This is a genomic window from Lysobacter tyrosinilyticus (assembly GCF_054779815.1).
In genome coordinates, this window is the sequence record NZ_BAAGXN010000001.1 from 730,425 (window position 1) to 752,812 (window position 22,388).

At 66.2% G+C, this 22,388-nt stretch carries 21 protein-coding genes; 13 read left to right on the top strand and 8 right to left on the bottom strand.

Annotated features, from left to right (window positions below; genetic code table 11):
* The first annotated feature begins 175 nt into the window (after window positions 1-175).
* From ACYVGK_RS03020 to ACYVGK_RS03030, 3 genes are all read left to right on the top strand, one after another.
* Window positions 176-2,428 (top strand): carboxy terminal-processing peptidase, encoded by a 2,253-nt coding sequence (locus ACYVGK_RS03020; RefSeq protein WP_460731750.1) that lies wholly within the window; start codon window positions 176-178, stop codon window positions 2,426-2,428.
* A gap of 77 nt (window positions 2,429-2,505) precedes the next feature.
* Entirely contained in the window at window positions 2,506-3,375 is an 870-nt protein-coding gene (locus ACYVGK_RS03025; protein ID WP_460731751.1) for a bifunctional transcriptional activator/DNA repair enzyme AdaA, read from the top strand.
* Window positions 3,376-3,510: 135 nt separating this feature from the next.
* Window positions 3,511-3,861: a hypothetical protein gene (locus ACYVGK_RS03030; RefSeq protein WP_460731752.1), complete on the top strand. Its 351-nt coding sequence runs from the start codon at window positions 3,511-3,513 to the stop codon at window positions 3,859-3,861.
* A gap of 135 nt (window positions 3,862-3,996) precedes the next feature.
* On the opposite strand, the gene ACYVGK_RS03035 is transcribed toward ACYVGK_RS03030, so the two are convergent.
* Window positions 3,997-4,497, bottom strand: coding sequence for an Lrp/AsnC family transcriptional regulator (locus ACYVGK_RS03035; protein WP_460731753.1), 501 nt, complete (start codon window positions 4,495-4,497; stop codon window positions 3,997-3,999).
* Window positions 4,498-4,589: 92 nt separating this feature from the next.
* On the opposite strand from ACYVGK_RS03035, the gene ACYVGK_RS03040 reads away from it, so the two are divergent.
* The 5 genes from ACYVGK_RS03040 to ACYVGK_RS03060 are packed head-to-tail and all read left to right on the top strand — an operon-like array spanning window position 4,590 to window position 8,104.
* Entirely contained in the window at window positions 4,590-5,228 is a 639-nt protein-coding gene (locus ACYVGK_RS03040; protein ID WP_460731754.1) for a LysE family translocator, read from the top strand.
* A gap of 23 nt (window positions 5,229-5,251) precedes the next feature.
* A complete protein-coding gene (locus ACYVGK_RS03045) occupies window positions 5,252-5,761 on the top strand; it encodes a DinB family protein (RefSeq protein WP_460731755.1) in 510 nt (169 codons plus the stop codon).
* 25 nt (window positions 5,762-5,786) lie between these two features.
* Window positions 5,787-6,734: a drug/metabolite exporter YedA gene (gene yedA / locus ACYVGK_RS03050; protein WP_460731756.1), complete on the top strand. Its 948-nt coding sequence runs from the start codon at window positions 5,787-5,789 to the stop codon at window positions 6,732-6,734.
* The gene (gene rarD, locus ACYVGK_RS03055; protein WP_460731757.1) at window positions 6,731-7,666 is read left to right on the top strand and encodes an EamA family transporter RarD; all 936 of its coding nucleotides are present in this window, start codon (window positions 6,731-6,733) and stop codon (window positions 7,664-7,666) included. The genes yedA and rarD overlap by 4 nt, the downstream gene beginning before the upstream one ends.
* A 9-nt stretch (window positions 7,667-7,675) precedes the next feature.
* Window positions 7,676-8,104, top strand: coding sequence for a GNAT family N-acetyltransferase (locus tag ACYVGK_RS03060; RefSeq protein WP_460731758.1), 429 nt, complete (start codon window positions 7,676-7,678; stop codon window positions 8,102-8,104).
* A 279-nt stretch (window positions 8,105-8,383) separates the two neighbouring features.
* On the opposite strand, the gene ACYVGK_RS03065 is transcribed toward ACYVGK_RS03060, so the two are convergent.
* The 3 genes from ACYVGK_RS03065 to ACYVGK_RS03075 form a co-directional block, all read right to left on the bottom strand.
* Complete coding sequence (locus ACYVGK_RS03065; protein ID WP_460731759.1) at window positions 8,384-8,989, bottom strand: hypothetical protein; 606 nt, start codon at window positions 8,987-8,989, stop codon at window positions 8,384-8,386.
* A 10-nt stretch (window positions 8,990-8,999) separates the two neighbouring features.
* Complete coding sequence (locus ACYVGK_RS03070) at window positions 9,000-11,186, bottom strand: xanthine dehydrogenase family protein molybdopterin-binding subunit (protein WP_460731760.1); 2,187 nt, start codon at window positions 11,184-11,186, stop codon at window positions 9,000-9,002.
* Between the two features lie 199 nt (window positions 11,187-11,385).
* Complete coding sequence (locus tag ACYVGK_RS03075) at window positions 11,386-11,841, bottom strand: (2Fe-2S)-binding protein (RefSeq protein ID WP_460731761.1); 456 nt, start codon at window positions 11,839-11,841, stop codon at window positions 11,386-11,388.
* Window positions 11,842-11,976: 135 nt separating this feature from the next.
* On the opposite strand from ACYVGK_RS03075, the gene ACYVGK_RS03080 reads away from it, so the two are divergent.
* Both ACYVGK_RS03080 and ACYVGK_RS03085 read left to right on the top strand, forming a co-directional pair.
* On the top strand, window positions 11,977-12,969 hold the full coding sequence (locus ACYVGK_RS03080) for an XdhC family protein (protein WP_460731762.1): 993 nt from the start codon (window positions 11,977-11,979) through the stop codon (window positions 12,967-12,969).
* Between the two features lie 17 nt (window positions 12,970-12,986).
* Complete coding sequence (locus ACYVGK_RS03085; protein ID WP_460731763.1) at window positions 12,987-13,634, top strand: nucleotidyltransferase family protein; 648 nt, start codon at window positions 12,987-12,989, stop codon at window positions 13,632-13,634.
* Here ACYVGK_RS03085 and ACYVGK_RS03090 read toward each other — a convergent pair.
* The 4 genes from ACYVGK_RS03090 to ACYVGK_RS03105 form a co-directional block, all read right to left on the bottom strand.
* Window positions 13,609-14,787 carry an ABC transporter permease gene (locus tag ACYVGK_RS03090; protein WP_460731764.1) on the bottom strand — a complete coding sequence of 393 codons (1,179 nt, stop codon included), beginning with the start codon at window positions 14,785-14,787 and terminating at the stop codon, window positions 13,609-13,611. The two genes, ACYVGK_RS03085 and ACYVGK_RS03090, sit on opposite strands and share 26 nt — an antisense overlap.
* A gap of 24 nt (window positions 14,788-14,811) precedes the next feature.
* On the bottom strand, window positions 14,812-15,969 hold the full coding sequence (locus ACYVGK_RS03095) for an ABC transporter permease (RefSeq protein WP_460731765.1): 1,158 nt from the start codon (window positions 15,967-15,969) through the stop codon (window positions 14,812-14,814).
* 239 nt (window positions 15,970-16,208) lie between these two features.
* On the bottom strand, window positions 16,209-16,910 hold the full coding sequence (locus ACYVGK_RS03100; protein ID WP_460731766.1) for an ABC transporter ATP-binding protein: 702 nt from the start codon (window positions 16,908-16,910) through the stop codon (window positions 16,209-16,211).
* Window positions 16,911-17,007: 97 nt separating this feature from the next.
* On the bottom strand, window positions 17,008-18,249 hold the full coding sequence (locus ACYVGK_RS03105) for an efflux RND transporter periplasmic adaptor subunit (RefSeq protein WP_460731767.1): 1,242 nt from the start codon (window positions 18,247-18,249) through the stop codon (window positions 17,008-17,010).
* 478 nt (window positions 18,250-18,727) lie between these two features.
* Here ACYVGK_RS03105 and ACYVGK_RS03110 point away from each other — a divergent pair, with 478 nt between their 5' ends.
* The 3 genes from ACYVGK_RS03110 (at window position 18,728) to ACYVGK_RS03120 (ending at window position 22,334) form a co-directional block, all read left to right on the top strand.
* The gene (locus ACYVGK_RS03110; protein ID WP_460731768.1) at window positions 18,728-19,645 is read left to right on the top strand and encodes an ABC transporter ATP-binding protein; all 918 of its coding nucleotides are present in this window, start codon (window positions 18,728-18,730) and stop codon (window positions 19,643-19,645) included.
* A complete protein-coding gene (locus tag ACYVGK_RS03115; RefSeq protein ID WP_460731769.1) occupies window positions 19,645-20,415 on the top strand; it encodes an ABC transporter permease in 771 nt (256 codons plus the stop codon). The genes ACYVGK_RS03110 and ACYVGK_RS03115 overlap by 1 nt, the downstream gene beginning before the upstream one ends.
* A gap of 71 nt (window positions 20,416-20,486) precedes the next feature.
* Window positions 20,487-22,334, top strand: a complete 1,848-nt coding sequence (locus ACYVGK_RS03120; protein WP_460731770.1) for a CIA30 family protein — start codon at window positions 20,487-20,489, stop codon at window positions 22,332-22,334.
* Window positions 22,335-22,388 lie beyond the last annotated feature (54 nt).

The window sequence follows — 22,388 nt, forward strand, 5'->3', positions numbered from 1 at the left end:
GTCCACCAAACTGAACCGTACCCGGCATGCGCGGGTACGAGGGCGGTAATCGGCCTTCCGGCACGCTTTGTGCCGTTTTTTCATCGTGACAGCGCCTGCAACTTCCGGCACTGTGGACCGGTCGAATCCCGCGACATCCTTGCCCAGGACCGTACCGGTCCGCGAAGACCCCGCGATGAACATCAAGACCCCACGCGTCACGACCGCTCTGGTCGCCTTCCTGCTCACCGCCCCGGTCGCGCTGCTTGCGGCTGATGGCTCCAAGACCGCACAACTGCCGGTACCGCCGCAAAGCGACAAGGCGCTGCTGAAGTCGGTCGACGCGAAGACGCTGCCCAACGCGCCGACCACCGACCAGGCCACCGCGGCCAAGCTGGTGTACGGCTTGTTGTCCGACAGCCGTTACGCCTATCGCCCGCGTCCGCTCGACGACACGCTATCGGCGGACATGTACAAGCGCTATCTCGAAGCGCTCGACAGCGGCAAGCAATTCTTCACCGCGCAGGACATCGCCAGGTTCGATGCGTACAAGTTGAAGTTCGACGACGCGATCAAGTCGGGCGACCTGACTCCGGCGTACGCGATCTTCGCGACCTATCGCCAGCGTTTCGACGCACGCGTCACCTATGCGCGCAACCTGCTCAAGCAGGATATCTTCGGCTTCACCGGCAACGACCGCTTCGAGTACGACCGCGAGGATGCGCCGTGGGCCGCTGACGCGACTGCACTGGATGCGGTGTGGAAGCAGACCGTCCGCAACGACTGGCTGCGCCTGAAGCTCGCCGGCAAGAAGCCGGAAGACATCCGCAAGACGCTCGACAAGCGTTACGCGAACATGTCCAAGGGCGTGGCCGAGCTGAAAGGCGAGGACGTGTTCCAGACCTTCCTCAACAGCTACGCCAACGCGATCGATCCGCACACCGATTACTTCACCCCGCGTACGGCCGACAACTTCAACATGACGATGTCGCTCTCGCTCGAGGGCATCGGCGCGGTGCTGCAGAAGCAGGACGACGTGGTCGCGATCCGCGAAATCGTGCCGGGCGGTCCCGCCGGCAAGTCGCAGAAGCTCAAGCCCGGCGACCGCATCGTCGCCGTCGGCCAGGGCGACAGCGGCCTGATGGAAGACGTGATCGGCTGGCGCATCGACGACGTCGTCGCCAAGATCCGCGGCGCCAAGGGCACCAAGGTGCGCCTCGACGTGATCCCGGCCGAAGCCGGCCTCGATAGCCATCCCAACCGTCTGGTGCTGGTGCGCGACAAGGTGCGCCTGGAAGACCAGGCCGCGAAGTCGGAAATCATTTCGCTGCCCGCCGCCGACGGCGCGGCCGCGCGCCGCATCGGCGTGATCAAGCTGCCCGGCTTCTACCAGGACTTCGAAGGCCGCCGCCGCAACGATGGCGACTACGCTTCGGCCACGCGCGACGTGGCGAAGCTGTTGGCCAAGCTGCGTTCGCAGAAGGTCGACGGTGTCGTCCTCGACCTGCGCAACAACGGCGGTGGTTCGCTCGATGAAGCCATCGATCTCACTGGTCTGTTCATCGATCGTGGCCCGGTCGTGCAGCAGCGCGAATCCGGTGGTCGTGTGCAGGTGTACGGCGACGAGGATTCCGGCATCGCGTGGGAAGGTCCGCTCGCGGTGCTGATCAACCGTGGTTCGGCATCGGCGTCGGAAATCTTCGCCGGTGCGATCCAGGACTACGGCCGTGGCCTCGTCATCGGTGAGACCAGCTTCGGCAAGGGCACGGTGCAGAACCTGGTCGATCTCGACCGTTGGCCGGCCAACGAGACCGCGCGCTTCGGCCAGGTGAAGCTGACCATCGCGCAGTTCTTCCGCGTCAGTGGCGGCAGCACCCAAAACAAGGGTGTGGTGCCGGATATCGCGTATCCGGTTTCGGTCGATGCCAGCGAATTTGGCGAGAGCACCTACGACAACGCGCTGCCGTGGACCCGCATCGCCTCGGTGCCGCACACCCGTTACGGCAACTTCGTGCCGCTGGTGCCGAAGCTGCAGGCCCTGCATGCCGCACGTATCGCCAAGGACAAGGAATTCCAGTGGTGGAGCGAGGACGTTGCCGAGTTCCGCGAGGAACGCGCGAAGAAGTCGGTATCGCTCAATGAAGCCGAGCGCCGCGCCGAACGCGACCGCGACGACGCCAAGCGCAAGACACGCCAGGAACAGCGCAAGGCACTGGGCCTGGCGATCGATCCGCTCGCCGACGACGCCGGCGACGACGGCTTGGCTTCCAGCGAACGTGACATCGCCGCGGACGCCGCGCGCGACAAGCTGGCCGACCAGCGCCCGGATCCGCTGCTGCGCGAATCCGCCGCCATCTTGGGCGACGCCGTGCAGTTGCTGAGTGGCGATACCAAGCTGTCCGCGCAGGTGCTGCCGCAGGCCGCGACGCCGGGTCATTGGGCGGACTGAGCGCGCGGCTTCCCGCCGATGGGCCACAACAAGAATCGGATAGCGGGCACCTTCGGGTGCCCGCTACGCTTCGGGCCATGAACGCCATGGTCAAGAAAATCCCCGCCGAAGTTTTCCAGCACCAGGCCAACGCTCCGCGCGACAAGCTCGAACGCGTGCGCGCGTTGCTCGATGCCGGCGAACCGTCGTTGAACGAGCTGGCCGCGGCGGTCGGACTCAGTCCCTCGCACCTGCAGCGCAGCTTCGCCGCGCGCTATGGCATCAGCCCGGCCGAATACCTCGCCCAGCGCAAGCTCGGCACGCTGAAGTCGGCGCTGCGCGAAGGCCGCGATGTCAGTGCCGCGCTGTACGACGCCGGTTACGGCTCGCCCTCGCGCGTGTACGAACGCGGCGCGGCGCGGCTTGGCATGACCCCGGCCCGCTACCGTGCCGGCGGCGAGGGCGAGCAGATCCGCTGGAGCCTGCTCGACACCGCACTGGGTAAGGCGCTGGTGGCGACCACCCAGCGCGGTATCTGCATGGTCGAGCTCGGCGAGGATCCGGCAGCGCTGGAAGCGAAACTGCACAGCGAATTCCCGCGTGCGGTGCTCGAGCGAGTGGATGCCGGCCGCGACGAATTCCTGGCGCCGCGGTTGCGCGCAGTCGCCGACGTACTGGCCGGCAAACAGGCGCGGGTCGACATCGACCTGATCGGCACCGTCTTCCAGAAGAAGGTGTGGGACGCGTTGATGAAGATTCCGGCCGGCGAAACCCGCAGCTATGCGGAAGTCGCCGCGCAACTGGGCGCGCCGCGCGGCGCCCGCGCCGTGGCGAGCGCCTGCGCCCACAACCGCGTGGCGGTCGTAGTGCCGTGCCATCGCGTGGTTCGCGGCGACGGCTCGCTGGGCGGCTATCGCTGGGGCCTGCCGCTCAAGGAAAAGGTGCTGCAGCGCGAACGCGCGGCCTGAGCGGCGGCAGCGACACCGGTTCACCACGCCATCGCGGGCTCGTGACCCGCGAATGTCGATCATGACGTTGCCCGTTCGTCGGGGAAGTAAGGGCCGCAGCAAATCCGTTGCGACCCGCAACCTCAAGGAGACGTCATGAAGAAGTTTATGGCTGTGTTCACCGGCTCACCCGACGCCATGGCCCAGTGGCAGGCGCTGGACGAGGCCGAGCGCAAGCGCCGCGAAGCCGAAGGCATGCAGGCGTGGAAGCAGTGGACCGAGCAGCTGGGCGCCAAGATCGTGGAGCAGGGAGCGCCGCTGGGAAAGACCAAGCGCGTCACGGCGAATGGCATCGCGGACACACGCAACAACCTGGCCGCCTATACGGTCGTGCAGGCCGAGTCGCAGGACGCGGCGGCGCGACTGTTCGAAAACCACCCGCACTTCTCGATCTTCCCCGGCGACGGGGTGGAGATCATGGAGTGTCTGCCGATACCGGGTATGTAAACCGATTCCCCGCCGCGGACGGCGCGCGTGCATCAGCGCTTGCTGCGGCGGGGGCAAAGCGTCCGCGCGGACGCGGACCTACAAAACCGCGCTCTCTTCCGTGCTTAGCCTCTTGTAGGTCCGCGCCTGCGCGGACTAGCGTTTGCGCCGTCCCGGTGGCCGCGTCGGCAATGCGAGGCCCTGCTTGACCGGCTCGAACACCATGCGCGTCTCGTAACGCTTGAGGTAGTCGATGTCGTCGCCGCCGAACAGCCGCTCCGCCACTTCGCGCGTATGCGCCAGGCCGGTGGTGGCGAGGATGACGAGGTAATCCCATTCGCCGGCGAGCACGTAGCACTGCTGCACCTCCGGCGCCGCGCGCAGGCGAGCGTGCAGGGCGGCGTGATGACGTGCGGATTCGCGCTCGAGCGCAACCAGCACGGTGGCCAGGGTGACGTTGGCGAGCTGCGCGGGGTTGAGCACGGCGACCGTGCGCATCAGGCCGCTTTCGCGATAGCGCTTGATCCGGCGTTGCACGGCGCTGGCTGAGAGCCCCACGGTCTCGCCCAGTGTGGTCAGCGTGGTCGAGGCATCGCGCTGCAGCAGCTCGAGCAGCCGATGGTCGAATTCGTCGAGCGCGAGGGGTCCGGAGGCCATGCAAAATTTTTGCGCTAAGGCGGGTTTATTTTCAAGCGCGATGCTTGGCGCGTCGATACGCTGGTTTGCATTCCCCCACATCAAAGCGACGCATGATTCCGATCGAGAAGCTGCTGTTGTTCGCTGCCACGTGTCTGGTCATGGTGCTGACGCCGGGGCCGAACATGATCTATCTGGTCTCGCGTTCGATCAGCCAGGGGCCGCGCGCGGGCGTGGTCTCGCTATTCGGTGTGGTGTGTGCGTTTCTGGTGCACATGACCGCTGCCGCGGCTGGCCTGACCGCCCTGTTCATGGCCGTGCCGCTGGCCTACGAAGTGTTGAAGCTTGCCGGCGCGGCGTACCTGCTCTACCTCGCTTGGCAGGCGGTGAAGCCGGGCGCCCGCTCGCCGCTGCAACCGACGCTGCTGCCACCGGATTCGCGCTGGAAGCTGTTCCGCATGGGTTTCCTCACCTGCCTGCTGAATCCAAAGGCCGCGGTGCTGTACCTCTCGATCCTGCCGCAGTTCGTCGATCCGCACCGCGGCTCGGTGTTCGCACAGAGTGTTCTGCTGGGGTGCCTGCAAATCGCGATCAGTTTCACCTTCAATCTGCTGATCGCGCTGTCCGCAGCGGGCATCGCCTCGTGGTTCGCGCGCAAGCCGGTGTGGATGGCGGCGCAACGCTATTTCATGGGCACCGTGCTCGGTGGCCTGGCGATCCGCATGGCGCTGGAACCGCGCCGGCTGGTCTGATCACGCATCCCGAGGAACGCGTCATGATCGATACGACCCTGCAAACCCTCGCCGCCTTCCCGGATCAGCTGGAAGCGCATTACGCCGCAGTGCCTGCCGACTTCGTCCACTGGGCGCCACCGTCGTGGGAGGGCGTGCCGAGCGAGCGCTTTACGCCGATCGAGCAGGTGCTGCACGTGCGCGACATCGAGGTCGACGGCTACCACATACGCTTTCGACGCACGCTGCAGGAATCGCAGCCGCTGCTCGCCGACATCGACAGTTACGAGCTGGCTGCGGCCAACGGTTACACGTCCGCGACCGATGCAGAGGCGGCGCTGGCCGATTTCCGCGCCGCACGAGCGCGCACCGTGGCGATGCTGTCCGCGCTGACGCCTGAAGAGCTGGGACGCACCGCGATGTCCGAAGGCTATGGACCGGTCACGGTCCGTGGCCTGATGCACTACCTGTGCAGTCACGACCAGCAGCATCTGGCGGGACTGCAATGGCTACTTGGGCAAATCGAAGCCGCCCGCATCGAGCTATCTTCCTGAACCCGCTGCTCCACGGTTACCGCCAATGAACGCCGTCGCTTCTTCTTCCCACCGCAGTGCATCGCCGGTCGCCATCGCCTTCGCGCTGGCTTCGGTGTACGTGCTGTGGGGTTCGACTTATCTCGCCATCCGCTTCGCCCTGGAGAGCTACCCACCGTTCCTGCTCGGTGCGATCCGCATGGCGATCGCGGGCGTGCTGATGTTCGTGGTGCTGCGCTGGCGTGGAGTGAAGCCGCCCACGCGCAAGCAATGGCGCACCCTCGCGGTGCTGTCGATCTTCATGGTGCTGCTGTCCAACGGCCTGGTGAATCTGGCCGAGACCCAGGTCGGTTCCGGCCTGGCTGCAATTGCCGTCGCCTCGATGCCATTGTTCGCGGGCGTGTTCGCGATGCTGCGCGGTCGCCATCCGAGCAAGATCGAATGGGTCGGCACGATCATCGGCTTCCTTGGCGTGATCTGGCTCAACGCCGGCAGCGAACTATCCGCATCGGTGATGGGCGTGGTGTGTCTGGCGACGGCGGCGATCGCGTGGGCGTGGGGTTCGATCTGGAGCCGCGACCAGGATCTGCCGGAGCCGTTCATGGCGGCGGCCGCACAGATGATGGCGGGCAGCGTGTGGATGCTGGTCGCCGCATTGGTGACCGGTGAGCGTTTCGCCGCCGTGCCGTCGATGGGCGCGACCGCAGCGATGCTGTATCTGGTCGTCGCCGGCTCGATCTTCGGCTTCACCGCCTACATCTGGTTGCTGCACCACGTGCGCCCGGCGCTGGCGACGAGCTATGCCTACGTGAATCCGCCGATCGCGGTGTTCTTCGGTTTCATGCTCGGTGGCGAGAAGTTCACCACGCACGATCTGGGCGCGATGGCGGTGATCCTGGTCGGCGTGGTGATCATCACCCTGGCGAAGGCGCGCGCGGCGGCACCGACGTCGACGCCGATCGCTAATGCTTCCGCCAGCGAGCCGGCCGCATGAATCCGGGCACTGAAAACCGCAGCGGCCTGTGGGTCGCGATCGCTTCGTTCGTGCTGTGGGGGTTGATGCCGCTGTACTGGCATCTGCTCAAGGTGGTGCCGTCGTTGCAGGTGGTGGCGCATCGCGTCGTATGGAGCACGCTGCTGGTGGTGGCATGGCTGCTGTGGAAGCACGGCCGCGGCTGGCTACGGGCCGCGCTCGCACGACCGCGCGCGGCGTGGATGCTCGCCTTGAGCGGCACGCTGATCGGCTTCAACTGGAGCCTGTACATCTGGGCGGTCAACGCCGGGCATGTGGTCGAGAGCAGTCTGGGGTACTTCATCAATCCGCTGCTCAATGTCGTCCTGGGCGTCGCATTCCTGCACGAACGCCTGCGCCGCGCGCAGTGGTTTGCGGTAATCCTGGCCACGGCCGGCGTGTTGTGGCTGACCCTGCGCTTCGGCCAGCTGCCGTGGATCGCGATCTGCCTGGCACTGTCGTTCGCGTTGTATGGATTGTTGCGCAAGCTGCTGTCGATCGATGCCGTGGCGGGTCTCGGCGTCGAGAGCGTCTATCTGTTCCTGCCCGCCCTCGTCGTGCTGGCGTGGGGCGAGACGCACGGGCAGGGTGGTTTCCTGCCGCTGGATGACGCGAGTTGGGGCTTGGGCATCGACGCGCTGCTGATCTTCGGCGGGGCGCTCACCGCACTGCCGCTGATCGGCTTCGCCTTTGCCGTGCGCCGCGTGCCGCTGTCGGTAGTAGGACTGCTGCAGTACATCGCGCCGACGCTGCAGTTCCTCACCGGCGTGTTCGTGTTCCACGAGGCTTTCGATCAGGATCGGCTGATCGGCTTCGCCTGCATCTGGACCGGATTGGCGATCTTTGCGATCGATGGCGCGTTGCGGGCGAGGCGCCAGATCGTGGCGCCGGTCGCGGCTACAAGCGAGGTTTGAATGGACGGAATGGAGATCCTGGAGGCGCGCAGCGACGAGGAGATCGCGGCGACCTTCGATGTGATGCACCAGTTGCGGCCGCATCTGCAGCGCCACGACTACGTGGCGAGGATGCGCGCGCTGCAGGCGAGTGATGGCCTGCGGTTGTTCGCGTTGCGCGACCGGGGCGCCGTGCGGGCCGTGGCGACCTGGCGTTTGATGAACATGCTGTACTGCGGGCGGTTGCTGTATGTCGACGACCTCGTTACCGATGAAGGCACGCGTTCACGCGGCTATGGCTCACTCCTGATCGCGCGGTTGAAGGATGAAGCCCGCGCCCATGAGTGCAGCGAGATCCAGCTGATCTCGAACGTGAAGCGCGAAGGCGCGCATCGGTTCTATTTTCGGGAAGACTTCGGCATCGAGTGCTTCCACTTCCGTGCTCAGCTCAAAGGCTGACTGTCGTGTTTCGCAGTTGATCAAGAGCAAGAGCAGCTCGCTGTGCTCGCCGCCCCTCACACCCCAAGGGTGCTTCCTTCGGGGCGACGCATCATCACCCCTCGCCCCGCTTGCGGGGAGAGGGACAGCGTCGCGTTAGCGGCGCAGGGTGAGGGGAGGCAACAGCCAAGGCGCCCCTCATCCGGCGCTTCGCGCCACCTTCTCCCCGCAGGCGGGGAGAAGGACAAGCAGCTAGGAGAAGTCGCTCGCGCCTGACGATGGGGCAACGGCCCGCCTACCTCACGCATCCGGACACGGTCCCCCCGCATCCACCCACGTCTTGAACGCCACGACCAGATCATCGTGCGGCACCGGCACCGGTGCGCGTTCGCCACCAGGCGTCCAACCCCACAGCACCAGCTTGTCGTCGCTGACATGCTTGAGCAGCGCGGCGAGATCGCGATTCCCGTTGTGCTTGCGGTCCTTGATCATCTCGCACGTCGCCTTCGGCGACAGGCCGATCCAGGCCATCTTCTGATGCGGCGGCGGCAGGCCCCAATGCGGCGCGCCCGGCGGCGCGTGTGGGCCGTAGCTCGCCGGCGAGTTCTTCTCGCCGTGGCAACTCGCGCACGGCAAACCGACGGCGCCATGACCTTCCGGCCCGCGTGCGACACCCATCGGATGCGGCACGCCGATATCGGTCACCAGGGGCGCGTCGCCGGGGATGTGGCAATTGGCGCAGCGCGGATGCTGGAACACCGCATGGATGGTGGCGAACGCCGCCTTGCCGGCCTGCTGTCGCTCCGGCGCGGCCTGCGTTTCACAGCCGGCCACGGCAAGCACGCCACACAGCAGCAACGCCGTGCGCAGGACGATCATCGATTGAATCGTCGATTGGATTCGCATGGCACGCACCTCAGGCCTTGGCCGACGCAGTGGCCGGCAATTGCAGCGGCAACTCGCGCAGACGTTGCCCGGTCAGCGCGAACACGGCGTTGGCGACCGCCGGCGCGATCGGCGGCACGCCGGTTTCGCCGATGCCGCCGGATTTCTCGGTGCTCGACACGATGTGCACTTCGACCTTGGGCATTTCGTTGAGCCGCAGCACCGGGTAGTCGTGGAAGTTGGACTGCGCGACGCGACCCTCGCGGAAGCTCAGATGACTGTGCAGCGCCGCACTCAGCCCGAAGGCGACACCGGATTCCATCTGCGCGCGGATCGATTCGGGATTCACCGCGATGCCGCAGTCGACCGCGCATACGACCCGATGCACGCGAATGCTGCGCCGCCCCTGCGGTGAGTCTTCCAGCGACACCTCCGCGACCTGCGCCACGTAACTGCCGAAGGATTCGTGCACCGCGATGCCCCGAGCGCGGCCCTTCTTGAGCGGCTTGCCCCAGCCGGCCTTCTCGGCGGCCAGATTGAGCACGCCCAAATGGCGTGGGTGTTTCTCCAGCAACGCACGCCGGTACGCGAGCGGATCCTGCTTCGCCTCGTGCGCCAGTTCGTCGATCAGGCTTTCCATCACGAAGCCGCTGTGGCTGTGGCCGACCGAGCGCCACCACAGCACCGGCACCGGTTTGTGCGGCGAATGCAGGCCGACGCGATGATCCGGAATCTCCTTGAGGTACGGCGAATCCGCGACGCCTTCGACCGAAGTGCCATCAATGCCGTTCTTCACCAGCATCGCTTCGAACGGCGTGCCGGCGAGGATCGATTGCCCGGCGATGCCGTGCTGCCACGCGATCGGCATGCCCTTGGCATCGACGCCGATGCGCGCGTCATGCACGTAGGCAGGCCGGTAGTAGCCGCCGCGAATGTCGTCCTCGCGCGACCACACTGTTTTCACCGGAGCGCCGGCGGCCTTGGCGACGTGAACGGCTTCGGTAACGAAGTCCGAGGTCGGCGTTGCGCGCCGGCCAAAGCCGCCGCCGAGGAAGGTGGTGTGGATCTGCACTTGTTCGGGCTTCAGGCCGAGGATCTTCGAAGCGACCATCTGGTCAACCGTCTGGAACTGCGTGCCGGTCCAGATCTCGCAGGCGTCCTTGCCGATCTTCACCGTGCAGTTGAGCGGCTCCATCGGTGCATGCGCGAGATAGGGCACGGCATACACCGCGCTCAACGTCTTCTTCGCCTTGGGCAACGCGCCGGAGACATCGCCGGCCTGCGCCGCGGGCGTTCCCGGGGTTGCGGCAAGCCGGGTGAGTTCCGCACGCATCGCCTGGCTGTCCATGGCGGCGCCTTCGCCCAGGTCCCAGTCGACCTTGAGCGCATCGCGACCGAGCTTCGCCGCCCAGTAGTGATCGGCGACCACAGCGACGCCACTGGGCACCTGGACGACCTTGCGTACGCCCTCGACCTGCTTCGCCGCCGTGGCGTCGAACGATTTCACCTTCGCACCGAACACAGGTCCACGCGCCACGACCGCGGTGAGCAGGCCGGGGAACTGCACGTCCATGCCGAACTGCGCGCGACCGGTGATCTTTTCCGGCGTGTCCAGGCGTTTGGTCGCCTTGCCGATGAACTTCCAGTGCTTTGGATCTTTGAGCTGCAACGACTTCGGATCCGGCGCCTTGAGCTTGCCCGCGTCGTCGGCGAGCGCGCCGTAACGCAGGCGTTGCGCGCCTGCGATAACTTCGCCGTTCTCGGTGCGTACCTGTTCCAGCGGCACGTTGAAGCGCGTGGCCGCCGCTTGCATCAGCATCGAGCGCGCGGCGGCGCCCGCTTGGCGGTAGCGGTCGAACTCGGACCAGGTCGACGTTGAGCCGCCGGTCATCTGCATGCCGAACGCGGTGTGTGCGTACGCGGCAGCAGCAGGTGCGTGCTCGACGCGGATCTTCGACCAGTCCGCGTCCAGCTCCTCGGCGATCAGCATCGGCAATGCGGTCCAGATGCCCTGGCCCATTTCCGAATGCGCGATCAGCACGGTGACGTTGTCATCGCTGCCGACGCGCAGGAATGCGTTGGGCACGAAGGCCGCTGCAGGATCGGCGAAGGCGAACCGGCGTGCGCCAGGGATGACGAAGCCGACGACGAGACCGCCGCCGACCACGGCGCTGGTCTTGAGGAAATCGCGGCGGGAAAAGTGTTTCGCGGTGTTCATGGAAACCTCCGCTTTTTGTTTTTCCCTTCTCCCTCCGGGAGAAGGTGCCCGAAGGGCGGATGAGGGTCCGGCGGGGTGGAGGAGTTCGATCGACCGCAAGGTCTCAGCGAGCGTGGTTTGCCTGTTGATCGTTCACCATGATCGCTTCGCCGAACCCTCACCCCAACCCCTCTCCCGACGGGAGAGGGGCTCAAAAACATCAAGCCTTGTTGAGCTCCGCCGCCCGATGCACCGCAGCGCGAATCCGCGGATAAGTGCCGCAACGACAGATATTCCCGGACATCGCCTGGTCGATATCGGTATCGCTGGGATTGGGCACTTTCGCCAGCAAGGCGGCGGCCGCCATCACCTGTCCGGATTGGCAGTAACCGCACTGCACGACGTCGAGTTCGGTCCAGGCGCGCTGCACCGGATGAGTGCCGTCCTTGGACAGACCCTCGATCGTGGTGATCTGCTTGCCGACCACGCTCTCGACCGGCGTGACACACGAACGTCGCGGCATGCCATCCACATGCACGGTACAGGCGCCGCATTGCGCGATGCCGCAACCAAACTTCGTGCCGGTCATGCCCATCAGGTCGCGCAACACCCACAGCAGAGGCATCTCCGGCGGTGCAGCCACCTCGTGCTCGGTGCCATTGACGTGCAACTTCATGGCGCGCTCCCGCAGGTCGGGAGGGCCGAGCCTACTCCTGCCCCGGCCGGGTTGCATGGCACGCCGCAGCAGCGCAGGCCGGTGCTTCCGGGCATAGACTCTGGCGGTCGCCAACGCCTCGGGGTTCGCGTCCTCATGGATATCCAGGTTGCCGTAACCCGTTCGCCGCCCGGTGGTCCGCGCGCCGTGCTGGAAGCCTCCGCCCTGGCCGCGCAGCGTGAAGAAGCCGCGGTGCTGGCGCTGGTGGTGGCGACCGAGGGTTCGACCTATGTGCGGCCGGGCGCGATGGCGCTGTTTGGCGACGATACGGGCCAGGTCGGGTGGCTCAGCGGCGGCTGCCTGGAGCCGGAGATCGAACGCCGCGCGCGTCACGCCGCAGCCGCGCTGCGGATGAGCTGGCTCGATATCGATACCCGCGACGACGAGGATCTGTTCTCCGGCTCGGCGTTGGGTTGCCGCGGCCGGTTGCGCCTCGCCTTGCTGCCGTTGCATGGCATGCCCTGTTGGGGGGATATCGTCGCCGCCTGGCGCCGCGCGCAGGCGCCGCTGTGCATCGCCATTTCCAGTGACGGCGATGTGCGCGCACGGATCGACGCACTCGAGCGTCACTGGCAACTCGAATGTGTGAATCCGGATGATGTGCAGGCCGGTCCATGGGAAGTCGCCATCCCGACACCGCCCATGGTCGCGATCTTCGGCGCCGGTCCGGAAACACCGACGTTGTTGCCCGCGCTGCGCAATCTGGGCTGGATCGTCACGTTGATCGAGCAGCGTCCGCGCTGGGCAGCGTTGGCGGCCGCGGCCGACGCGCCGATCGAGCAGTCGCCGCAGGCCGCCTTCGCAGCATTGGCGGAAGCGCGGTTCGATGCCGCCCTGGTCATGCACCACAACTTCGAGCTGGATCGCGAGGCCTTGGCGGCATTAAGCGCGAGCAGGATTGGCTTCATCGGCCTGCTCGGGCCGGCGCGGCGCCGTGACGACCTGTTCCAGGTGCTGCCTGCCGAGATGCGTGAATCGCTGGCCCCGCGCCTGCATTCGCCCGTTGGCTTCGACCTGGGTGGGCACGGGCCGGAGGCGATCGCGCTCAGCATCGCCGCGCAACTGCACAGCTACCGCCATTCACCATGAGCAAGGAGCACGTCGCCATGAGCAGGGAGCACGCCGCGATCGTGTTGGCCGCGGGCGGTAGCCGGCGTCTGGGACACCCCAAGCAACTGCTCGTGCGGGGCGGCGAAACGCTGGTGCATCGCACCGTGCGACTCGCGCTCGCCACGGGCGCACGCCGCGTCATCGTGGTGACCGGCGCCGATCACCGGTGCATCGCGGCGGCGCTCACCGGCCTGCGCGTCGAAGTCGTGCACAACCCGGATTGGGAAACGGGACTCGCGAGCAGCGTGCAGGTCGCCGCCCGCGTATTGCAGGCGCACGGCGGGCACGTGCTGATCCTGGGCTGCGACCAGCCGGGGCTCGAAGCCGATCATCTGCAACGGCTGCTGCTCGCCGCATCCGAAGCGTTCTCCGGTTGCGCCGCCACGCGCCTGGCCGATCGACTGGGATCGCCGGCTGTCGTGACGGCAACGCTGCTGCAGACCGCGGACCAGTTGCAGGGCGACCGCGGCTTCGGCACCTACCTCAATGCATTGGGGCCGGGCACGGTGTGGTGCCTGCACGCACCCGAGCTGTACCTGGACATCGATACCCGTGAAAACGAACAGGCCGCGATTGCTCGCGGCCTGCTCGATGCTTCAAGTTTGGACCGTGTAGCGATTACGCCGCACGCAGCGCCGAAGTGACCGGCATCCGCGCCGCACGCCATGCCGGCAACAGGCCACCGAAGAAGCCGATCACCAGCGCGATCACCAAGCCGGTCATCACCAGCGGCGGGGTGACCTTGAACGCGAACACCACCTGGGTGAAGTTCTGGCCCAGCGTCGACACCGAGAAGTTGTTGAACAGCAGGTAGGCGATCACCGCGCCCAACGCCCCGCCGACGAAGGCCAGTACCAGCGACTCGATCATCACCGACAGCAGCACCGGCATGCCGCCGAAGCCGATTGCACGCAGCGTGGCGATCTCCTTGGCGCGGGTGGCAACCGCGGCGTACATGGTGTTGAGCGCGGCGAAGATCGCACCCAGCGCCATGATGAAAGTGACCACGCCGGCGAGGAAGCCGATCTGCTGGCGGAAGTTCTTGGTCTGGCCGCTGAAATATTCCTGTTGGCCCTTCACATCGACCGTGAGACGCGGATCGGTCTTCAGATTGTCCTGCAGGGTTTTCAGGCCATTGGCACCGTCCAGGCCGACCAGCACCGAACTGTAGCCGCCGCGGTTGAACGTCGTCTGCGCGACCTCCGCATCCGTCCACAGCTCGCTGTCGTACGCGTCGCCGGATTCGAACACGCCGACCACGGTCCAATCAGAGCCGCGCATGCGAAGTGTCTTGCCGAGCTCGGCTCCCTGGAACTGGCGGGTGACGCCGCGACCGACGATCAGCTCGCGCAGGCCGGTGCGGAACTTGCGGCCTTCGACGATCTTCAACTGCGGGCGTAATGCGAACGAATTGGCCTCGACGCCGCGTACCGTGATGTTGGCGCCGTTCTTCGCATCGCCCTGGCGGACCAGCTCGGCGATCACGATCATCTCGCCCGAAGCGAGCGGCTTGCCGTCGGCGCCCTTGCGGATGCCCACGGCCTGCTTGATCAGCGTGGCCGAATCGCGACTCAGGCCCGAGTTGAGTTCCGCATCGGAACCGCCACGCAGGATGATCGCGTTGTCGGTGCGACCGGTGGACGCCAGCGTCTTCTCGAAGCCGGTGGCCATGGCGAGCAGTGCGGTGAATACGGCGACCACGCCGGCAAGGCCGACGACGATCACCAGCGAGGAGGCCCAACGCTCGGGAATGCTCTTGAGGTTGAGGCCGGTGATGGCAGTGATTTGACTCAGCATGTTGTTCTCCTCAGCTCCGTTCCCTTAACGTCCCGCCAGGGCGTCGACGATCTTCAAACGGCGCGCGCGCAGCGCCGGCAGCAGGCCCACGGCCAGGCTCATCAGCGCAATCGTGATCAGTCCGGTCGTCCAGACCCAGCCATTCACGCTCAACGCGAACTGGCCGCCGGTGCCCTTCTCGATCATGGCGCCGAACAGCGTGGCGATGGACATGCCCACGATGCCGCCGAACAGGCACAGCGCGACCGCTTCGGCAAGCACGAAGCCGAGCACGCTGCCGTCGGAGAAGCCCAGCGTCTTGAGCACCGCCAGTTCCGGTATGCGTTCGCGCACGCTCTGCGCCATGGTGTTGCCCACCACCAGCAGCAGGGTGAAGAACACCGCGAACAGGATCCAGCGCACGATCATGCCGATGTCGCCGATCTGCTTGATGAAGCCGACGTTGAAGTCCTTCTCGGTCTGCGTCTTGGTCTCGTCGGGCGAGTTCTCGTACATCTTGTCGATGGTGCTGCTGATCTTCGCGCCATCGGCCCCGGGGGCCAGCTTCAGCATGAAGAAGTTGGTGCGGCCCTTGCTGAACTGGTTGGCCTCGTCGAAGTAGTCGTGGCTGATGAAGACCGTGTTGGTCTGCTTCTGCCAGTTATCATCGCTGCCGTCATAGATGCCGACCAGGTCGAACGCCCAGGCCTTGCTGCCGTCCTTCTGCGGATAGATGTTGGAGCGGATCGGGATCTTCTGGCCGATCTTCCAGCCGTACTGGTTGGCGATGTTGCGGCCCGCGATCATCGCGGTGCGCGTGTTGGCGAACGCCTTCCATTGCTGCTCGGGCATCACCCATTCCGGGTACACCTCGTGCTGGCGCATCGGGTCGACGGCGAACACGAACAACGGGGTGTTCTCCTGCCACACGCCGCCGAACCACTGCATGTGCGCGACACGCGCCACGCCCGGCACGGCCTCCAGCTTGGGCAGCATGCTCAGCGGAACGGGTTGGGTGAACGACACGCGCGCCTGGGTCACCAGGCGGGTCGCGCCAATGAAGTCGGCGCCCGCATCGAAGATGTGGTTCACCGATTGCAGCAACCCGAACAGCAGGAAGGCCATGATCACCGACAGTAGGGTCAGGATCGTGCGGGTCTTCTTGCGGAACAGGTTGGCGATGACAAATCCTGTCTTGGTCATGAAGGTTCTCCAGTTTTGGCCCTCCCTTTCGCCGCAGGCGAAGGGGAGGGTTGGGAGGGGTGCTCCTGCCTTTGCTTTTGCTTCATACAAGCAACAGCAACAGCACTCGCGCCCAGGGCGCTCGACCCCTCCCCAGCTAGGCCCGTCGGCATAGCCGACGGGCGTTCGTCGGGACGCGAGCCAGTGGCTCGCAAACGTCCCTTCTCACTCCCTTCGCTGCGCGAAAGGGAGGGAGCTGATCACACGCCCACCGATTGCTCGGCGAGACGGCCCTTGTCGAGATGCAGGGTGCGATTGGCATATTCGGCCGCGAGCGGGTCATGGGTGACCATCACGATCGTCTTGCCGTGTTCGCGGTTGAGCGCCTGCAGCAGCTTGAGGATCTCGTCGGCGGTGGCACGGTCGAGGTCGCCGGTCGGTTCGTCGCAGACCAGCAGGGCCGGGTCGGAGACGATCGCGCGGGCGATCGCGACGCGCTGTTCCTGGCCGCCGGAGAGTTCGCGCGGCTTGTGCTTGGCGCGATCGGCCAGGCCGACGACCTGCAGCGCGACTTGCACGCTCTTCTTGCGCTGCGCCGCGGACAGCTTGGTCAGCAGCAGCGGCAGCTCGACGTTGGCTTCGGCGGTGAGCACCGGCATCAGGTTGTAGAACTGGAACACGAAGCCGACGTTGTGGCTGCGCCAGCGGGCGAGCGCGCCGCCCTTGAACTGGTCGATGCGCTGGCCGTCGACGCTGATTTCGCCGGAGGAGGGCGTGTCGAGGCCGCCGATCAGGTTCAGCAGGGTGGTCTTGCCTGAACCTGAGGGGCCCATCAGCGCGACGAAGTCGCCGCGCGGCACATCGATATTGAGTCCGTGCAGCACTTCTACCTTCTGCTTGCCGCGCTCGTACGACTTGGTGACGTTGCGGATGCGGATCATCGTCTCGTCGTGCTTGCTCATGTCGTTCATTGCCTGCCTCGATCCTTTGGACGGGTTGTCTGTTATTCGCAGGTCGGTGCCATTGCTGACAGGGCCTGCGGGATGAATTTCGTATCGGTTACTTGTCTTCGGCGAGCTGTACCGCGTCGCCGTCCTTTAGCGTCGCCGGCGCTTCGGTGATCACGCGCTCGCCTGCGTTCAGGCCGGCCAGCACCTGACGGTTGTCGCCGATGTTGCCGCCGAGCTTCACCGCGCGGCGCTGGGCCTTCTCGTCTTGCATGACGAAGACGACGTCCTGCTCGCCATCCTTGCGCAGCGCTGCCGCGGGAACCTGCATGCGCGGCGCGGCCTGGGCCACAGCGGCGGTCTTCTTGTCTTCGGGCTCGAGGAACGAGACGCGCACGCCCATGTCCGGCACGATGCGCGGATCCTTCGACTTCAGTGCGATGCGCACCTTCACCGTGGCCTTGGCGCGATCGGCGGTCGGGATGATCGCGATCACCTCGGCCGGGATGCGCCAGTCCTGGTAGGCGTTGAGCACGGCTTCCACCGGCATCTTCGGCTGCACGCGGCCGATATAGGACTCGCTCACGTCGACTTCGACTTCCAGCGAATCCATGTCGACGATGGTACCGATGCCGGTACGGGTGAAGCCGCCGCCGGCCGACAGCGGCGAGACGATCTCGCCCGGCTGCGCGGCCTTGGCGATCACCACGCCGGCGAACGGCGCGCGCACGACGGTGTTGTCGACGCCCTGCGAGGCGATGCGCAGTCCGCCGCTGGCAACCTGGGCGTTGCGTTGCGCGGTGGCGAGCTGCGCGCGCAGCGCGTCGCGTTGGGCGATGGCCTGCTCATACTGCGCCTTCGACACCAGCTGCTGCTGCGTCAGGCCTTCCAGGCGCTTGGCGTTGGCTTCGGCCTCCTTCAGCTGCGCTTCCACGCTGCCGATCTGGCTGCGCGCGGCGGCGAGTTGCGACGAGGCGAGATCGCGTTGCGCATCGGCATCGATCGGATCCAGCGTGGCCATCACCTGGCCGGCTTCGACGCGCTGGCCTTCCTCGATCAGCACTTCGCGCACCTTGCCGGTGATCTTGGAAGACACCGTGGCCATGCGCCGGGCGACCACATAGCCGGTCGCATCGAGCACCGACGCGCTGCCGCCACCGCTGTTGAGCGAGGTGACTTCGGCGGTCTTCACTTCGATCGCCTTGTCGCGGCCGAGCACCATCCAGGCTACGACAGCCAGCACCACCATCACGGCCGCAATGCCGAGGCCGATCCACAGGCCCGTCCGCGACGGGGCCTCCGGCGGGGCGCTGCGGTCGATGCGGAGTTCCTTGAGCAAATCCACGTTGTTCATCCGGTTTCGTCCTGAATCAAAAGCGGGGAGCCGTAGGGTCATCGATACGACGAGTGACGCCGGCGTACTTCGACATCCTTACGGCGCAAAGTGGCGCCAGTGTGGCCATGCCCGGGTCCGGTGCCAGCTGCCGGAAGTCAGTTTTTTCGTCGGCACGGCTGGGCGACGCTCGGCAGGTTAGGGGATTGGCGGGTGTCATGCACCTGATGCTTGTCATGCGGTTGGGGTGGCGACTGTGAGTCCGGGGTTCGGGCCGTGTTCGCGCCAATTCATGCATATGCGGGAATTGCGTATCGGGCGAAAGGCGCGATGAGAGCACGCCGCCGTCTCACCCATGCAGACGGCACGATCCCTGACCGTGGTTCGCACCAAATGCCGCGATCTGACGTTTGTCATCCGCGATTTCTGACATCGGCAACTGCCGACGGCGGGGCCGGACGCCCAATGTGTGCGGCATCCACCCAGGGAGCCACAGGCAATGAGCGACGAAGGAACCGTGCTGGCCAGTTTGCGCGGCGCAGTCAGGAACTACGGCAAGGTCCGCGCGCTGGATGGCGTCGACCTGCAATTGCGCAGCGGCGAACTGCTGGCATTGCTCGGCCCCAATGGCGCCGGCAAGAGCACCGCGATCGGCCTGTTGCTCGGACTGGTTACGCCCAATGAAGGCGACGTCGCATTGCTGGGCCAATCGCCGCAGAACGTGGGCGCCCGCCAACAGATCGGCGTGATGCTGCAGTCCGCCGGCATTCCCGACACGCTGTGCGTGGGCGAACTGATCGAGCTGACCCGCAGCTACTACCGGCAGCCGCGCAGCGTCGCCGATTGCGTTGCACTGGCGGGTCTCGAAGGCCTGCTCGATCGCCGCTACGGCCGCCTGTCGGGCGGCCAGCAGCGGCGCGTGCAGTTTGCGCTGGCGATCTGCGGCCGGCCCAGCGTGTTGTTCCTCGACGAGCCGACCACCGGGCTGGATATCGAGGCCCGCCAGCGCCTGTGGAGCGCGATCCGCGAACTGGTTGCGCAGGGCTGTGGCGTGCTGCTGACCACGCACTACCTGGAGGAAGCCGAGGCGCTCGCCAATCGCGTGGTGGTGCTCAACCTGGGCCGCGTGGTCGCCGCGGGCAGCATGGAGGAGGTGCGTGCGCATGTGGCCCAGCGCCGGATCCGCTGCGTGTCGGCGGTCGATGCGGAGGCAGTGGCCGCATGGCCGGATGTGCGCAGCGTGCACCGCGAAGCCAATCGCATCGAGATCGTGGCCGATGCCGCCGAAACGGTGGTGCGTCGCCTGCTCGAACTCGATACCGGCCTGAGCGAACTGGAAGTCCAGCGCGCCGGCCTGGCCGAAGCCTTCCTTGAACTCACCCAGAACTCCACCGCGCCGCAACCGGAGATCGCGTAATGCACGCCGCCGCTACTTCGTCGTCCTTTTCGTTGCGCTGCTACTGGCTGGAAGCCAAGTACGAGTTTCTGCGCCTGCTGCGCACGCCCTCGTTCGCGGTGCCGTCGCTGGTGTTTCCGGCGCTGTTCTATCTGCTGTTCGGCGTGCTGTTGAATGGCTCGCGCCCGGGCGGTGCCGAGATGGCGCGCTACATGCTCGCCGGCTATGGCGTGTTCGGCATCATGGCCGCGGGCCTGTTCGGCTTCGGCGTGACCGTAGCCAATGAGCGCGAGCGCGGCTGGCTGACCTTCAAGCGCGCGCTGCCGATGCCGCCGGGCTCGTATCTGCTGGCGAAGATGGCGATGGCGATGACGTTCGCCGCGGCCATCTCGATGATCCTGATGCTGTTGGCAGTGTTCGTTGCCAAGGTTTCGCTGCAGCCGGAACAGTGGGCACTGCTGTTCGCGATCAATGTGCTCGGCGTGCTCCCGTTCTGCGCCATCGGGCTGCTGATCGGCACCTCGGTCGGCGCCTCGGCCGCGCCGGCGATAGTGAACGTGTTGTACCTGCCGATGGCCTTCCTGTCGGGCCTGTGGTTGCCGTTGCAGGTGCTGCCACCGATCTTCGCGAAGCTGGCGCCGGTGTGGCCGTCCTATCACCTCAGCCAGATCGCGCTGGGCGTGGTTGGCCGCAACGCAGGCGGCAGCGTGCTGACCCACCTGGGGATACTGGCCGTAGTGACGATTGCGCTGTTCGTGGTAGCCAAGGCGCGGCTGGCGCGTAGTGGCTGACGCGTCACATTCGATCTCTCGCTCGTCGTTGCTTTCAACTCATTCTCTGTGAACCCATAGGAAGGAACCGTATGAAACGCTGGCCTGAATACACCGCCATCGCCGCACTCGTCGCCACGCTGACCACGGCCGTGATGGCACAGGATGCCCCCGCGAAGCAGGCACCCGATACCACCGCGCACGCAGCCACCGACAGCAACAGCTTCGCGGTCCGCAAAGTGCGCGTCTTCGACGGCCAGCGCGTGCTGGACGAAGCCAACGTCGTCGTGCGCGAAGGCCGCATCGTTGCCGTCGATGCCAACGCCGCGATTCCGGCGGACATTCCGGTCATCGACGGCACTGGTAAGACCCTGCTGCCCGGCCTCATCGATGCCCACACCCACAGCTGGGGCAGTGCGCAAGGCGATGCGCTGCGCTTCGGGGTCACCGCCGAGCTCGACATGCTCGGCGACTGGAACCGCCTGCCCGCGCTCAAGCAGCAGCGCGAATCGCTGGCGCGGACCGCGCAGGCCGATTTGTGGTCGGCCGGTGCCGCGGTCACCGCGCCGGGCGGGCATGGCACCGAGTACGGCATGAAAGTGCCGACGCTGCCCGCCGACGGCGATGCGCAGGCGTTTGTCGACGCGCGCGTCAAGGAGGGTTCCGACTACATCAAGCTGATCGTCGAAGACATGAGCGCGTACAGCAAGACGCGGCGCATCCCGACCATCACTCCGGCGCAGGTTGGGGCCGCGGTGGCCGCTGCACATCACGACGCCAAGCTGGCGGTGGTGCACGTGTCGCTGCAGAAGGATGCCCTGAATGCGGTGAATGTCGGCGCGGACGGATTGGTGCATGTGTTTGCCGACACCGAGGCCAACGATGGCTTCATCCAGGCCGCGCAGCGTAAGCACACCTTCGTGGTGCCGACGTTGTCGGTGCTGGCCAGCATCGCAGGTGCCGGCGAAGGCGAGCGGCTCATCAGCGATGCGCGACTGCAGCCGCAGCTGTCGGCGGAACAGATCGACAGACTCAAGGCCAGCTTCGGCAATACGCATCTGCAGGAACTCGACCATGCGCTGCAGAACGTGCGCAAACTGCACGCGGCCGGCGTGACCATTCTGGCCGGCACCGACGCCGGCAACCCAGGCACCACGCACGGCGCGAGCCTGCATGGGGAACTGGCACTGCTGGTGCGCGCGGGCCTGACGCCAACGCAGGCACTGAATGCGGCGACCGGCGCCACCGCACAGCGCTTCGGCCTGAGCGATCGCGGCCGGATCGCTCCGGGTGCGCGTGCCGATCTGGTCCTGGTTTCCGGCGATCCCACCCGCGACATCACCGCCACGCGCGCCATCGATACGGTCTGGAAGAACGGCTATGCGGTCGACCGCACGTTGGCGAGCGACGCCAAGCCCGTCGCGGCCGCAGCCGCACCGGACGGGACCCTGGTCAGCGATTTCGACGGCGACGCGATCGATGCACACATCGGCAAGGGCTGGCAGGAGACCACCGACCAGATGATGGGCGGCGCGTCGACGGTGAGTCATGCGCTGGTAACTGGCGGCGCGGCGAATTCACGCGGTGCGTTGGGCGTCACTGGCGAGATCAAGCCGGGGTTCGCCTTCCCGTGGTCGGGTGTGATGTTCTTCGCCAGCAAGCAGCCGATGCAGCCGCTCGACTTCTCCCAGCGGCATGAACTGGTGTTCTGGGTACGCGGCGACGGCCGTCAGTACACGGCGATGATGTTCTCGGGCCCGAATGCACAGGCCATGCCGAGCATGCAGAGCTTCACCGCCGACGTGCAGTGGCGCGAAGTTCGGTTGTCACTGGCCGGCTTCAAGGGCGGCGACCCGGCCCAGCTGCGCGGGATCGCCTTCACCGCCGGGCTGCCAGAGGGCAAGTTCGGCTTTCAGCTCGATCGGGTCGAACTGCGCTGAGTGTCGTTAACATGATCGCGATGGACGCAGCCCCATCGCGGTCCTGCTGTGGCG